At 36.1% G+C, this 15522-nt stretch carries 15 protein-coding genes; 10 read left to right on the forward strand and 5 right to left on the reverse strand.

Going from position 1 to position 15522, the window contains the following annotated elements; all coding sequences use genetic code 11:
- The first annotated feature begins 104 nt into the window (after positions 1 to 104).
- The 7 genes from AC1RPK_RS03920 (at position 105) to rpsI (ending at position 5114) form a co-directional block, all read left to right on the forward strand.
- Complete coding sequence (locus AC1RPK_RS03920) at positions 105 to 527, forward strand: GNAT family N-acetyltransferase (protein WP_481761613.1); 423 nt, start codon at positions 105 to 107, stop codon at positions 525 to 527.
- A gap of 271 nt (positions 528 to 798) precedes the next feature.
- The gene (locus tag AC1RPK_RS03925) at positions 799 to 1644 is read left to right on the forward strand and encodes an energy-coupling factor ABC transporter ATP-binding protein (protein ID WP_481761612.1); all 846 of its coding nucleotides are present in this window, start codon (positions 799 to 801) and stop codon (positions 1642 to 1644) included.
- The gene (locus tag AC1RPK_RS03930) at positions 1620 to 2498 is read left to right on the forward strand and encodes an energy-coupling factor ABC transporter ATP-binding protein (protein ID WP_481761611.1); all 879 of its coding nucleotides are present in this window, start codon (positions 1620 to 1622) and stop codon (positions 2496 to 2498) included. Before AC1RPK_RS03925 ends, AC1RPK_RS03930 begins: the two co-directional genes overlap by 25 nt.
- Positions 2482 to 3285, forward strand: a complete 804-nt coding sequence (locus AC1RPK_RS03935) for an energy-coupling factor transporter transmembrane component T family protein (protein ID WP_481761610.1) — start codon at positions 2482 to 2484, stop codon at positions 3283 to 3285. The genes AC1RPK_RS03930 and AC1RPK_RS03935 overlap by 17 nt, the downstream gene beginning before the upstream one ends.
- Before the next feature lie 12 nt (positions 3286 to 3297).
- Positions 3298 to 4062: a tRNA pseudouridine(38-40) synthase TruA gene (gene truA / locus AC1RPK_RS03940; protein ID WP_409022037.1), complete on the forward strand. Its 765-nt coding sequence runs from the start codon at positions 3298 to 3300 to the stop codon at positions 4060 to 4062.
- Positions 4063 to 4264: 202 nt separating this feature from the next.
- Positions 4265 to 4708 carry a 50S ribosomal protein L13 gene (gene rplM, locus AC1RPK_RS03945; RefSeq protein ID WP_057974611.1) on the forward strand — a complete coding sequence of 148 codons (444 nt, stop codon included), beginning with the start codon at positions 4265 to 4267 and terminating at the stop codon, positions 4706 to 4708.
- A 13-nt stretch (positions 4709 to 4721) separates the two neighbouring features.
- Positions 4722 to 5114: a 30S ribosomal protein S9 gene (gene rpsI / locus AC1RPK_RS03950; RefSeq protein WP_409022038.1), complete on the forward strand. Its 393-nt coding sequence runs from the start codon at positions 4722 to 4724 to the stop codon at positions 5112 to 5114.
- Between the two features lie 561 nt (positions 5115 to 5675).
- Here the strand turns inward: rpsI and AC1RPK_RS03955 are convergent.
- The 4 genes from AC1RPK_RS03955 to AC1RPK_RS03970 are packed head-to-tail and all read right to left on the reverse strand — an operon-like array spanning position 5676 to position 10078.
- Positions 5676 to 6368 (reverse strand): DUF6287 domain-containing protein, encoded by a 693-nt coding sequence (locus AC1RPK_RS03955; RefSeq protein WP_481761609.1) that lies wholly within the window; start codon positions 6366 to 6368, stop codon positions 5676 to 5678.
- 25 nt (positions 6369 to 6393) lie between these two features.
- Positions 6394 to 9075 (reverse strand): SEC10/PgrA surface exclusion domain-containing protein, encoded by a 2682-nt coding sequence (locus AC1RPK_RS03960; RefSeq protein WP_481761608.1) that lies wholly within the window; start codon positions 9073 to 9075, stop codon positions 6394 to 6396.
- Between the two features lie 31 nt (positions 9076 to 9106).
- A complete protein-coding gene (locus tag AC1RPK_RS03965) occupies positions 9107 to 9472 on the reverse strand; it encodes a hypothetical protein (protein WP_481761607.1) in 366 nt (121 codons plus the stop codon).
- 36 nt (positions 9473 to 9508) lie between these two features.
- Positions 9509 to 10078: a hypothetical protein gene (locus tag AC1RPK_RS03970; RefSeq protein ID WP_481761606.1), complete on the reverse strand. Its 570-nt coding sequence runs from the start codon at positions 10076 to 10078 to the stop codon at positions 9509 to 9511.
- A gap of 233 nt (positions 10079 to 10311) precedes the next feature.
- Between AC1RPK_RS03970 and AC1RPK_RS03975 the strand changes: the two genes are divergently transcribed.
- On the forward strand, positions 10312 to 10620 hold the full coding sequence (locus tag AC1RPK_RS03975; protein WP_481761605.1) for a helix-turn-helix domain-containing protein: 309 nt from the start codon (positions 10312 to 10314) through the stop codon (positions 10618 to 10620).
- A 229-nt stretch (positions 10621 to 10849) separates the two neighbouring features.
- Here AC1RPK_RS03975 and AC1RPK_RS03980 read toward each other — a convergent pair whose 3' ends face one another.
- Complete coding sequence (locus tag AC1RPK_RS03980; RefSeq protein WP_481761604.1) at positions 10850 to 12067, reverse strand: ISL3 family transposase; 1218 nt, start codon at positions 12065 to 12067, stop codon at positions 10850 to 10852.
- Positions 12068 to 12700: 633 nt separating this feature from the next.
- On the opposite strand from AC1RPK_RS03980, the gene AC1RPK_RS03985 reads away from it, so the two are divergent.
- Positions 12701 to 14578: a glycoside hydrolase family 2 TIM barrel-domain containing protein gene (locus AC1RPK_RS03985; protein WP_481761603.1), complete on the forward strand. Its 1878-nt coding sequence runs from the start codon at positions 12701 to 12703 to the stop codon at positions 14576 to 14578.
- On the forward strand, positions 14562 to 15521 hold the full coding sequence (locus tag AC1RPK_RS03990; protein WP_481761602.1) for a beta-galactosidase small subunit: 960 nt from the start codon (positions 14562 to 14564) through the stop codon (positions 15519 to 15521). Before AC1RPK_RS03985 ends, AC1RPK_RS03990 begins: the two co-directional genes overlap by 17 nt.
- The last annotated feature ends 1 nt before the right edge of the window (position 15522 follow it).

The raw sequence follows: 15522 nt of genomic DNA on the forward strand, positions 1-15522 counted from the left end.
AAAAGGGTTCTGAACACATTTTAATAATGTGTTCAGAACCCTTTTTTTATGTGCTAAAACCTAGTATGATAATAGTATTCTTAATCTGTTTAGGGGGTAATGTGATGGCACAAAGTTCAATACAACTTTACCGTTATGATAGTAAATATTTATCGGAAATAACGACATTATTCAACCAAACAATTCAAGAGATTAACCGACAAGATTATTCACAACTAGAAATTAATGAGTGGGTGCAGAATAATCCAGATCTGAGTGCATGGCATAAACGATTAAGTGAATCATTTACGCTACTTGCCATCAAAGATTTAAAGGTCATAGGATTTGGTAACCTTGAAGTAACAGGACATATTGATATGCTGTACGTAGAGAGTTCTATGATTCGACAGCATATCGGAGCGCTTATTTTAACAGAATTAACAAATTACCAAAGGAATGAATTACAAATAAATGTACAAACGGTAGAGGCTTCAATAACTGCTGTCTCTTTTTTTGAACATTATGGGTTTAAAATTATAAAAAGATAAGATAATTATCGACATCAACAAAATCTAGTTAATTATCAAATGGTGAGAGAAATTTAGCTTAAAATGCAGTTCTTAGCGCAATATAAAAAGGTGTGACTAAATGGCTGTTTATTGTTAATTAAGAGCTTAAAAGTACAAAAAATGCATTTTAGATGTATGTTGTATAGATAGGACAACTATAAAGAGTAAAAGTATAAATACACTGAGTTCATTTTGGCCTGTGATATAATGCAAAACGTAAGTTATCTTGTGAATTGTGAGGACAGTAACAATGACTGAATTAATTAAAGTTGATCATTTAAATTATCAATATGAAGCACAAAAAGAAATGAGTGAAATGGCACTTAAAGATGTGTCCTTTACGATTGAAAAAGGTGACTGGGTTGCAATTATTGGTCATAACGGTAGTGGGAAAAGTACATTATCTAAAAATATTAATGGCTTGCTAGCACCTCAATCAGGTGAAATCACAGTAGATGGCCTTATTTTATCACCAGAAACGGTCTGGGATATTCGTCGTAAGATTGGCATCGTTTTTCAAAACCCAGATAACCAGTTTGTGGGAGCAACTGTTGAAGATGACGTTGCATTTGGACTTGAAAACAATGGAATAGAACGTAAAGAAATGCAAGAACGAGTCAGAGACGCGCTTGAACGTGTAGATATGTGGGAGTTTGCGGCCAAGGAACCTGCTAGACTATCTGGGGGACAGAAACAACGTGTCGCAATCGCTGGAATTGTCGCTCTAAGGCCAGAAGTTATCATCTTGGATGAATCAACTAGCATGTTGGATCCAGAAGGTCGTGACGAAGTTTTGAGCCTAATACATCAACTCAAAGAAGAACGTGGGCTAACAATTATTTCAATCACGCATGATATTAATGAAGCGGCAAGTGCTGACAAAATTATGGTTATGGACAAAGGCGAGCTGGTAAAAGAAGGCACACCTGCTGAAATTTTTGCACTTGGTGAACAATTAGTAGATATGGGATTAGATATTCCATATCCAGAACGCTTAAAAGTCGCGCTTAAAAAACGTCATTTTGACATTCCGGACGACTATATGACAGAGGAAGGTATGGTAGATTGGTTATGGCAATTAAATTCAACGAAGTAGCCTTTACCTACCAAAAAGGGACACCTTTTGAAAGTCGGGCGCTACATAATATCAATCTTGAAATTGAGGACGGCTCATTTACAGCAATTGTTGGACATACAGGTTCTGGTAAATCGACCCTATTGCAACATTTAAATGGCCTATTAAAACCAACTGAAGGTAAAATTACAATTGGGAATCAAATCATTACACCAGAAACGGCCAATAAAACGTTAAACGATTTACGAAAACAAGTTGGCATCGTTTTTCAATTTCCAGAAGCACAATTGTTTGAAGAAACGGTTATTAAAGATGTGGCATTTGCGCCAAAAAACTTTGGTAAAACAGATGAAGAAGCTGAGAAAATAGCGACAAAAATGTTGAAGTTAGTTGGATTACCAGAGAATATCTATCAGCAATCACCATTTGACCTCTCTGGTGGTCAAATGCGTCGCGTAGCAATCGCTGGAATTCTGGCTATGGAACCTAAAATCTTGGTTTTAGACGAACCCACAGCAGGATTAGATCCTAAAGGTCGCGTTGATATGATGGCAATGTTCGAAGAACTTCATCGTGAACAAAATTTGACGATTATTCTCGTAACGCATCAGATGGATGATGTGGCAAATTATGCGAATCACGCTATTATCATGTCAAAAGGAACGATTATTAAATCGGGCACACCAAGAGAAGTTTTTGCTGATCCAGAGTTCTTATTAAGTAACCATTTGAACGTGCCAACAACAACGTTATTTTCAAAAAAATTAATTGAAAAAGGCTTTGAATTCAAGGAGATGCCTTTAACAGAGAATGAATTAGCCGACGACCTCGTCACGCTGCTAAGCCAAAATGGAGGTCATGACGCTAATGAATAAGTTGATTTTTGGACGTTACATAGCGGGTGATTCACTCGTTCACCGCATGGATCCGCGTGCTAAATTAGTTTTGAGTTTTTATTTTGTTGGAATAATCTTTATGGCAAATAATTGGCAAAGTTTTTCTATGCTTTTAGTTTTTACGTTAGGATGTATTTTAGCGTCAAAAATTAATATGAGTTTCTTTTTAAAAGGTGTCCGGCCATTAATTTGGCTGATTATCTTTACGGTTGCTTTGCAAATGCTATTTTCAAGTGGTGGCCAAATGTACTGGCATTGGGGGATTTTTAAAATTTCTCAATTTGGTGTGACAAATGGATTATATATTTTTTGCCGATTTATTTTAATTATTTTTATGTCAACATTATTGACGTTGTCAACGGCACCACTCCAACTAGCAGATGCGATTGAATCTTTATTAAAACCACTTAAAGCAATCAAATTTCCAGTTTATGAAATTGCGTTAATGTTATCAATCGCGTTACGTTTTGTCCCTACATTAATGGATGAGACAGAAAAAATTATGAACGCTCAACGAGCTCGAGGTGTGAACTTTGGTCAAGGGTCGCTAATTAAACAAATGCAATCAATTATCCCGTTGTTAATTCCGCTATTTGTAAGTTCGTTCAATCGTGCCGAAGATTTAGCGATTGCCATGGAATCTCGTGGTTACCAGGGTGGAGAAGGTCGAACAAAGTATCGTATTTTAAAATGGCGGACGGCTGATACGTTAGCTTTTGTTTTATTCGCTATCGTTACCGTTGCATTAGTCTACCTCAAAAATTAAGGATGAATAAATATGTCAGTACGTTTTAAAATTACCGTTGCTTATGATGGCGCAGCTTTTGCAGGGTTTCAGAGGCAGCCAAACCAACGGACGGTTGAATCTGTCTTAGAAAAAGCAGTAACAATTATGAGTAAATCAGAAGTACCAGTTAGAATTTATGGTTCAGGCCGAACAGATGCTGGCGTTCATGCCTTAGGACAGGTTTTTCATTTTGACTTCATGCATGAAATTCCGGAAACTAGCATGATGAGAGCATTGAACAGTTTATTGCCACTGGATGTTCAAGTTAAAAAAGCCGAACTTGTCAGTGATGATTTTCATTCACGCTATAGTACGCATGGTAAACGATATATGTATCGTGTTTCTCAAGGTGAATTTACCGACCCATTTAAACGCTTCTACACGGGTCATTATAAATACAAGATAGATATCGCCAAAATTGAAGAAGCATTACCTGATTTAGTTGGCGAACATGATTTTTCTAGTTTCGTGGCGGCAGGTAGCCAGGTTACAGATCACGTTCGGACGATTTATGAGGCAACCGTGAGAGAAGATAAAGAAAACCATGAAATTATTTTTGAATTTTATGGAAATGGCTTTCTGTACAATATGGTCCGAATTTTAGTCGCTACACTCCTAGAAATAGGGAACGGCCGGCGTCCGGTTCATGATATTTTACGGTTATATGAAGTAAAGGATCGACAACAAGCTCGAGAAACAGCTCCGGCGAGTGGATTATATTTAAAAAAGGTTTATTATCCGGACGAATTAGGGTAATATAGAAGTTATTGACAATATGAATACTAAGGCAATTTTAAATCTGAAAAGGTGTTATTTATTTGTGGGATGCCCATAAATTAGATTGACAAATTGACTTTTAATAGTTAATATTATAAATGGTATTGTTTGCCCCACTGATAGGCCCCGGAAACTTATTTGAGTGTCAAACAAACAACATGAAAAAACGGAGGAAACAATCGTGCGTACAACTTATTTAGCAAAAAAAGGCGAAATAGAACGTAAATGGTATGTTATTGATGCAACTGATATTTCTTTAGGTCGCTTATCAACTGTCGTTGCTTCTATCTTACGCGGTAAAAACAAACCAACATTCACACCTAATGTGGATACTGGTGATAACGTTATTGTTATCAATGCAGAAAAGGTTGGTTTAACTGGTCACAAAGCTGACAGAAAATTATACCAACATCATACAGATCATCCAGGTGGTTTAAAAACTCGTACTGCTGGTGATTTCCGTGCCAACGATCCTGAAAAATTGATTGCTTTCTCTGTTAAAGGTATGCTTCCAAAAGGTACTCTTGGTAAAGAACAAGCATTGAAATTACACGTATATCGTGGTGCAGAACATGATCAACAAGCACAACAACCAGAAACTTTAGATATTACAAACTTAATTTAAGGAGGCAATTGAAATGGCTCAAGTCGTATATTCAGGAACAGGTCGTCGTAAAAACTCAGTAGCTCGCGTACGTTTAGTACCAGGTACTGGTAAAATTACTATCAACAACAAAGCAATTGAAGATTACATTCCATTTGCTAACTTACGTGAAGTAGTCTTACAACCATTTAACGCTACAGAAACATTAGGTAGTTATGATGTTTTAGTTAACGCTAATGGTGGTGGCTTCTCAGGTCAAGCTGGCGCAGTTCGCCATGGTATTGCTCGCGCATTACTTACAGTAGATCCAGATTTCCGTGCAGCTCTTAAATCTGCAGGATTACTTACTCGTGATCCTCGTATGAAAGAACGTAAGAAACCAGGTCTTAAGAAAGCTCGTAAAGCAAGCCAATTCTCAAAACGTTAATATATATTTATATCGATATTTTGAAGCACTTCACAAAGCAATTTGTGAGGTGTTTTTTTTGGTATATTGCAGTTGTCACTGGTGAATATTTTTGGTTCTATTGCAACTATTGTTGGTGAATATATTATGGAGGGTGTTGTCACTTTGTGACAACGCCTTTTTTATGTACATAATCCTCATTACAAAGAAAATGTGTTTCCTAAAATTACTGAAATCGTAGGCATTACGTTTAATATGTTTCAATTCATTGTTAGTTTCTTAAAGTTGGCCACTAGAATAACGTAGTAGCCTAATAGAGATGCCCGCCATCCGTAGCTAACAATTTGATTATGTTGAGAACTCTGCAGGGGTGTCAGGCATTTTTGAAGGTAATCTAAAGTACCATAAACTCCGATGACTGCTGGATTAAGGAGTGCTTTCAGCAAATTTCATATTTAGTAAAACCTTAGTATTATTTGTCATAGGAGACTCTTTTTAGTGTCATACAAAAAAATCTGTTGCCAGTGATAGATTTTTCTATCACTGGCAACAGATATTGTAGACCTTCTATTTATATATATATTAACTTTGGCTGTAAACCGCGGTCACTGAGTTACTACTTGACCAAACAACAATCAGATTCTGCTTGTTCGTTTCTTCACCAGTATTAACACCATATTCGTGACTAGTCCCTTTGGGATAGAACATGACGGACCAATTAATAGAAACATCACTTGCATTACTTAAGCTGGCGGTTAAGATATTATTAGCAACTTCAAATTTCGTCGCATGCAGCCCATTCTGATCTTTTAAGCCAGCTTTATTTAATGTAAACGAAGATGATGACACTAGACTATCTTTAGTAATATTTAACGGCTGAACATCATCAAGTGGTAAGTCGCGTCCCCGTGCTTCTAACTTCACAATTTGCCACTGACCGACGATACTGCTGTAATCACTGACTTGAATTTGATCTAAATTCATCTGTTTTGGTTGATTTACTTCTTTGGCAGGCGTCTTTTTAATCGTATTTACTTTTTTTGACGACTGCGCTTTTTTCTTATCTGACACGGATTCTTTTTTTGGTTGATTTACTTCTTTAGTATGCGTCTTTTTAGTTGTATCTGCTTTTTTTGACGACTGCGCCTTTTTCTTATCTGACACGGATACTTGTTTTGGCTGACTTGTTTGCTCAGACTGTGACTTTTGTTGCCCACACGCTGTTAATAAAGCAACCATTACGATACTAGTCATTACAAGTAAAGGCTTCTTCATCTCAATTCCTCCTTACAATAACGAATTAGTGTTTACGACGGCGCGTTCCTGCAAGTCCAAAGAGACTAACGGCACCAACAAGAGCTGCACCAATCACTGAAACGACTGACGAATTAGTTTCGTCAGTTTGTGGTAATACCGAAGCACCTAATATTTTAGCGTTATTGATTTCTGAATGATCAGCAGCTTTAAGACGTGATGTTGATGTATTATTGCTTGGTGCAACAATACCATTGTTGTCAGTCGTGTCTTTAGCTGTTTCACTACCTTTAGCAACAACAGAACCAGTTACGTTACCTTTATCTGAACCATTGTCTGAACCTGTTACATGACCAGTATGTGAACCAGAATCGTTATCAGTACCAGTTGATGGTTTGTCAACATTGTTCAAAGCATCTTCGATGTCTTTTTCATGTTGTAATTTAGCTAATGCAGCTTGTGCATCGTCTAAAGCTTTCTTAGATGCATCAGCGATTGCTTGTAACTTCGCATATTGTGCATCGTCAGCAACGGAAGCAGCTTGTGCATCTTCGGCAGCTTTAACAGCCTCGTCGTATGCTTTTTTAGCAGCTTCAACAGCTTTTGTTGCGTCAACTAAGTTAGCTTCAGCATTCTTTAAGTCATCTAAATGATTTGTTTTTTCGCCAAGTGCGTCTTGACCAGCTTTTAAAGCTGCTTGAGCGGCACTTAATTTAGCAGTTGCATCTTTTAATGCAGTTTTAGCAGTAACTAATTTAGCATTAGCTGCGTCTAAAGTCATGTGTTTTTGAGCTTGTGTTGTTTTAGTTGTAGCTAAGGCAGCTTGTGCATCTTTTAAAGCTTGTTGTTTTTGAGGCATTGATGCATTTAAATCATCAACAACTGTTTGTGCATTTTTAACAGCTACAGTAGCAGTTTTAACATCGTTTTGTGCTTTAGTTAAGGCTGTGTGTGCTGTTGCTTGTTTTGTTTTAGCAGTTGCTAAAGCAGTTTTAGCTGTAGCTAAGGCTTGGTTAGCTTTAACTGTTTGTGATTTAGCTGCTGCAAGAGCTGCATCAGCAGTTTTTGAAGTTGCTGTTTTAGCAGTAACGTCGCTTGCTAATTTATCAATTTGAGCTTGACTGACAGTTCCAGATTCAACAGGTGTAGTGCTAAATTTAGAAGCGTCGTTAACATCATAGTCATCAACAAAGTTAAAGAAACTTGTTAAGAAGATATTACCGTTAGATTGTTTAAATTGACCGAAGCCAAGACCGAACCATGTGTTATTGGCAGGTGTATATGTTGCCATAATGCCAGCAACACTTACGGCATGGCCCCATTCACCCCCATTGAATAAGAAGGCATTCATTGAATCATAGATAGATTTCTTGAAAGCATCAAGACTAAGATTCCAACCATTTTCAGATGATTTATCGAAGATAGTATTCATATCTTGTTGTGTTAAGTATGTTAATCCCATACCGTTAGCAATGCTGTTGTTTAATGCATTGTCATGACCATCATCAGGATCGTTATTCTTAGATGTATAAGCATCGCCGATTGATTGACCTAATTTTTTAGAACCTTCTGAGACTTCAACTTGTGTGCTACCAAAACGGTCACGCACTTCATTTAATAATTGTTTAGCATATTCATTTAAGTCATCAAGATATTTGTTTAAATCTGATTGGTTGTTAATATGAACAGTTTTATCTTGGTCATTTGAAATGTAGCCGCCATTTAATGCCCATTCTTTTTCAGTTGCAGCTGTTAAACTGTCAATGACATCTTGATAATTAGCGTCAGCTGATGAAGCATCTGAATAAGCCTTTAAGGCATTAATGTAGTCTTGGCTTAAGTTGATGTGATTTTGGTTAGCTTGATGATTACCTTGTTGTTTCTTAGCATCATCTAATGCTTTTTGAGCAGTATCTTTAGCTTTTTGAGCAGCGTCAGCTTTAGCTTTAGCATCATTTTGTTGTTTGTTAGCATCAGTTACGCCAGTTTGAGCGTTATTAACATTGTTTTGTGCGTCAGCAATATTCTTGTCAGCTTGGTCAGCACCTTTTTGAGCATTGTCTTCAGTTGTTTGAGCTTGATCCAAGTTATCTTTGGCATTGCTTAAATTCTTGTCGGCTTCGGCTGAACCTTTGCCATCAAGGTTATTTTGAGCATTATCAACGTTTTCTTGAGCTTTATCAGCATCTTTATCAGATTGGTCAGCACCTTTTTGGGCTTCATCAACGCCAGTTTGAGCATTATCGACATCTGTTTTACCTTTATCAACATCTGTTTTAGCGTTATCAACGTCTTGACCTAATTGGTTATTTGTTTTGTCTTGTTCGTCAACTGCATCTTGAGCGTTATTGATAGATTCATCAGTTGCGTTATCAGCAGTATTTTGCGCATTTTGTTGATTATCAACAGCACTGTTTAAATCTTCTTGTGATTGATTAGCATTTTCTTCAGTTTGACCAGCATTGTCTTTAGAAGCATCGGCTGTGTCTTTAGAAGTATCAGCAGCACTTTGATCTTTGTCAGCTGTATCTTTGGCATTATCAACGTCAGTTTGAGCGTCTTTAATATCGTCATCTAATTTTTGACTGTTAGATTGAACTGTTTGAGTATGAGTTGTTTCAGTTGAGTCGGGTGTAGTTGTTGCAGCGTTTGCCGTTGTTGTAGCACCAACGACAGTAACTCCAGCGATTAATGCACTTGATAATAAAGTAATGTTTGATTTTTTCATAATATAAAATATCCTCCCAATAAATTAATAATTATTTAGCAACCTGTTCAAATTTTAACCCCTCTAATAAAAATCCGAAGCCCATCATTTGTGAACCAGTTACGGAATTAAGTGTAAATGTTTTTTTATCTTTGTCTAAACTAGCTTTCATTGTATAATCATCAAATTTCATGGTAAGTTTACCGTCTTCAATTTCATAAGTACCTTGGTCTGACTTTTTATCAGTTTCAACTTTAGTCACAGTGTTTCCTTTAAACTTCAACTCAAATTTGGAACCACCCATGTCGGAAATATAGCTTCCATCCATCTTATTTGAATTGCCCATCATAAACATAGCCACAATAATAACTATAGCTACTATACTGACACCGGTAATAATATTTGCTTTTTTTGACATTTTTTCTCCATTTTTATAAATTTAATATAATAAATCTTATTTTCTGAACGAATTAAATGCACTGACGGTTGAGGACATAGCTGCCAAGCGTGCATTTGAGGCAATATCTTGTTGTAAGCCTCTCATTTCTTCCTGCATTGAAAGTTGAGTTTCTTGGAATTGTTGTGTTTCTAAAATGTTAAAGGCTTCTTGCAAATCACGTGCCCGAGTTTCATCAATTAATTTCCAAAGACGAAAAATATCGAAATAGTTGTAGAATTTCTCTGGGAATCCTTGCTTGCCTGCAATATAATCTTCATTTGCCATTTCAGCGTCCAAGTCTGCTAAGGCTTGTGTTTTAGATTCATTACCCGGCATAATATAAACAAAATATTTAAAAGCAAATAGCGCGATAACAGCAATGATGAATGGCATCGCCGCACTTGTCTGACTAGTAATCATAAAAAGAACAATTAAAACGACTAATGCGATGATTATTCCTCGAAATTTTTTCTTACCTTTTTCAATCTTAGCCTCTGCTTCACGAATTTGTTGTTGGATAACTGCAGCTCCCGCTGTAACACTTCTTTTTGCCATTAAAAAATCTAAAAGTTCTTCTTTATTCATAATTTTCTCCCTTTTCTTTGAACGAATTATTAACCAACCTTTACCAAACGATCCCTATAAAATCTCCTCCCCCAAAAAAGTAATTTATATCTTGCACTATCTTCACATGATATATTTTATCTCAAAAATATACTCAATACTACCTTTTTATGTAACTTTATAGGTATACTGAGAGCTTTGAAAGTGTGCGCACTTAATTTATCATTAAACATATGGATAAATAGGAGCGATTTATGATTATACTTGTGGGCACTTTCATTCGGAAAAAGCGAAAAGAATTAGGACTTACAATTGAAGAATTGGCAGAAATGGCGGACGTATCCGCCAGCTATTTGGCTCGACTCGAAAGAGGACAATTAGACGATACGAGTACAAGAAAGTTGGAACTAGTTCTGAATGCCTTACAATTAAATTTGGCTGATATATTAATGAGTAATGATTTTAACGACATTTATACGCCCGAATTAATTAACAGATTGAAAAGCATGACCACAGATGATAGAATGCGTATCTCTAAAGCGTTACTGGAAATCTTGAAATAGAAATTGATTAGACATATATTAAATGGGTAGAGAGTGTGTAAAGCATAAAAAAAGACACCATTAATGGTGTCTTGACTAGTCTATTTTATGGTGTTAATTTTATCTCGTATTATGGATTTTATTCAATGTTGTTCCTTTTTCAATATTGTAAAGTATTGATACAAGTGGATTCAAATAGATAAGATTCCATGAAGTATTAATCGATAATTCTCAAAACGCTAATATATATTTATATCGATATTTTGAAGCACTTCACAAAGCAATTTGTGAGGTGTTTTTTTGTATGGATTTTAAGTGTATAAAATATTCTAGTTCGGAATCTACGAAAATTTCTAAATTCAAAACCAACGCGTTTAATGACCTTAATTTTATTGTTTATTCCTTCTAAAGGACCGTTAGTATAATAATAGCCAAAATTATTTTTAATCTCAGAATGGTGACAAAGCAACGTTTCAATACTTTTAAGCATTTCTTCAGAACACCTTTCGGTGTTTCTAACTGTAAAATCATAAGATTTCCAGTCCTTCAACCGAATGGTTGATCTTATTTGGTTCATGAGTTCATATGATTTATTTAGTTCAGGATGAATCGCTAATAAATGATCAACGACATTTGTTTCTGTTGTTAGGTATGGGAAATAAGTCCATTTCTTGAAATTTTTAAAATCTAAGGTTTCAGAAGGTTTTAACAGGAGCTTCCAGTAACGTTTTAGTGCTTTGTAGTCTTGTGATGATTTTGAAAGTTCTTTCATCAGTCTAATTCTAGTTTTAGTGAATCCACGATTCACTGAATTGATAATATGAAAGGTATCTATGATGACAATCGCGTTAGGAAAGACTTCTTTGGCTAGTTTAGGATAGGTATAATTCATATCAGTTACGATAATTTTCACGTTTTTTCTAGCTGCAGCTGAGTAACGATAAAAATAACGTTCTATTTGATAGAATCTTCTAAAAGATAAAAGTTTGATTAATTCATGGTTACTAGCATCCATAAATTCAAAACTCATGGCATCTGTAGCTGATTTGGTACTCTTGACTTCGTCAAGTAGGAGTACTTTAGGTAAAAATTTATAATTAGGTTTAAAATCACGTTCAAAGGTCATTAAAATACGACCTACAAAGGAATCAGGATTCGAAATTTCATTAGCAATATGAGTTAAAGAAACGGATTCCGCTAATTTAGTTAAACAGAGCTGTTTAGATAGATTGGAAATCGTACAATTTTTAGGAACCACACTTGTTTGGACAAGGAAGTATGACTGCCGCTCATGACAGCTAAAGTATCTTCGTTTGAGTGATAAAATGATACATTTACCAAAAAATTTAGGGTAGCGTATGGGTGTTTGACGCCAACTATACCTGATAATCTGTCCTTCGTTTTTAATATCACAATTTGGACAATCCCTTCGGCTGGTAATCAAGAACACGGTTAAATCGAGTGACACCGTCATTAGAAGACTGATAATCAACAATCGTTAGACTACTGTCTTTTATTTTAAGCCAAAATTTAGTATGATTAGGCATGCGGAGAGTTCCATCTTTCTTATTAATTCATCTGTGGTGGTTGAGGGATAATGAACATGGATGAACTCGTAACCAAAAGTCTTATGACTTTTGGCTTTTTTTTGTTATTATACAAAAAAACTGTCATCAGTAATAGTTTTTACACTAGTCCCAACAACAGATAGTACAGAGCCTTTTTATTGTATTTAAAATTTAAAGATATTTCCTTCTATTTGGAATATTCGTTGGGTTTTGGGAGCAACTACTGATAATAACCTAGCTAAAACACAAAGAAAAGTAAAGGGTATATAAACGATTTCTCCTCCCTTTACATTTTTTCATTTTTGCAGAAGGATTAATACAGCAATCGATACTGAAACTTACTGCAAAAATCAATTAAAAGGCCCAAAGGAAGAAGTTAATCAATTTTACACAAAATAAAAATGAGATTACCGTATTTTCACTTAAATCTAATTTTTTTTATTGTCTCAATTTTATAATGCTTTTTGACAACCTCCAAAAGAAAACATATACTTAATTATGAAAACGCTTTTATATAAAACGGAGGCAAACAGATGACACCAGAAATTGAATGGCTAGATACACCAACCGTTTTTCGTGTTGGACAGGTACCAGCTCACAGTGATCATAAGTACTATGCAACTCAAGCAGAAATGTTACAACAAAAAAGTTCATTTGAACAATCTTTGAATGGAACTTGGAAATTTAGTTACAGCACTAATGCAGCAAGTCGACCAAAAAATTTCTATCAGACTGACTTTGATGCAGAACAATTTGACACAATTCCAGTACCACAGCATATTGAATTATCAGGATATGAGCAATTACATTATATTAATACGATGTATCCTTGGGAAGGACATGAATATAGACGACCTGCTTTTTCAGATACTGATTTAAATCAGTATGCTGGAATGTTTAGTGATGCAGAATATAATCCAGTAGGTTCATATTTAAACCATTTTGACTTGGAACCAACTCTTCAAAATAAACGCGTTATTATCCGTTTTGAAGGTGTTGAACAGGCAATGTACGTCTGGTTGAATGGACATTTTCTAGGATACGCAGAAGATAGTTTTACACCAAGCGAATTTGACCTGACACCTTATTTAAAAGATAAGGATAATTGTTTGGCAGTTGAAGTGCATAAACGAAGTTCTGCAGCCTTCATTGAAGACCAAGACTTTTTCCGTTTCTTCGGAATTTTTCGTGATGTGACACTGTTAGCACAACCTGCAACACATTTAGATGATTTTTGGGTGATTCCTGATTACGATAGTGGACAAAAAACAGGACAAGTAGATTTACAACTTCATTTTAGTGGGGCAGAACAACGTGTCCGTGTCACATTCAAAGACCAAGATGCGGTGTTATTTAGCGATGAATTAATGAGTGGGTCAGATGTCGAAAAACACTACAATTTAGCACAACCAGTGACTGCTTGGCAGAATGACCGGCCTTATTTATATACATTACAATTAGAAATTTTAGATGCTGATGGGCAATTAATTGAAATTATCCAACAACCAGTTGGTTTTCGCAAAATTGAAATTAAGAATCGCGTGATGTTATTAAATGGTGAACGATTAATTATCAATGGTGTTAATCGTCATGAGTGGAACCCTAAATCAGGAAGAACCATTTCAGATAATGATGAAGCTTGGGATGTTGACTGTATGCAACGTAACAATATTAACGCAGTTCGGACGTCACATTATCCAGATCGATTATCTTTTTACAATCGTTGTGATCAGGCTGGTATTTATATGATGGCTGAAACCAACTTAGAATCACATGGTTCTTGGCAGAAAATGGGTGAAGTTGAGCCTTCTTGGAATGTGCCCGGCTCATCGGATCAATGGGAAGCAGCCGTTTTAGACCGCGCTAAAAGTAATTTTGAGTTATTTAAAAATCATCCCTCAGTTTTATTTTGGTCATTGGGTAACGAATCATACGCCGGCAGTGTCTTAGCGAAAATGAATGAGTACTATAAACAAAAAGATTCGACACGTTTAGTTCATTATGAAGGTGTTTTCCGTGCGCCTGAATACAAAGATGTCATTTCAGATGTTGAAAGTCGGATGTATGCAACACCAGCCGAAATTAAAGACTATCTAGAAAATTCACCACAAAAACCATTTATCTTGTGTGAGTATATGCATGATATGGGTAATTCATTGGGCGGGATGAAATCATATATTGATTTATTACAACAATATGAATCCTATCAAGGTGGTTTCATCTGGGACTTTATCGATCAAGCATTGTTAGTTGAAGATCCCGTCACAGGTCAAAATGAGTTGCGTTATGGTGGCGATTTTGATGATCGACCATCTGATTATGCATTTTCGGGTGATGGACTCGTTTTTGCCACACGTAATGAAAAACCAGCAATGCAGGAGGTAAAATACTATTATGGCACAGATAAATAAGCAGTTAACTGTCATTTACGGAGATGTCACACTCGGTTTAAAAGGAAATGATTTTCATTATATTTTCTCCTATCAAACGGGTGGCCCAGAATCTTTTAGAATTCAAGGTAAAGAGTGGCTTTATCGCTCACCAAAACCGACTTTTTGGCGTGCAACAACGGATAACGATCAGGGGAGTCAGTTTCCAGTAAAGTCAGGGATGTGGTTGGCCGCTGATCAATTCAGTAATTGTCAATCAGTTAAAGTTGCTATTAATGGTAAACCAATTGCGTTACCGATTGCACCAGAAAATAATCGTTACACTAACCATGAAGTCGCTGAAAAAGTGGCTATAAGTTATATCTATAACACACTGACTGTGCCGCAAACGCAAGTGACGGTCACTTATACTGTTGAAGCAACCGGAAAAATGAATGTTGCAGTTTCATACCAAGGAAAAGCTGGATTACCCTCATTACCTGTTTTTGGGTTGCGATTTATTATGCCCACACCAGCGACTCGTTTTTGTTACCAAGGATTATCAGGAGAAACTTATCCAGATAGAATGGCCGGAGGAATTCCAGGCCGATATGAAGTTCAAGGGTTACCAGTGACACCATACTTAGTTCCGCAAGATTGTGGTGTGCATATGCAAAATGATTGGGTAACTGTTTATCGACAGTCTGTTCTGGATAATCGTATGCAACAGGCTTCTGAAACGGGTTTAACATTCAGTGCGGTTGATCAACCAATTGCGTTTAGTTGTTTACCTTATACAGCTGAAGAATTAGAAAATGCGACACATCATAGCGAATTACCAGCGGAACATCGTACCGTTTTATCGATTCTAGGCGCCGTTCGAGGTGTTGGTGGTATTGATAGTTGGGGTAGTGATGTTGAGGATGACTATCAAATTGATGCGATGAAGGATATTGCTTACCAATTTAATATCACATTTGATTAAT

It is taken from the genome of Dellaglioa sp. CoH-55-MRSF-6 (assembly GCF_056782215.1).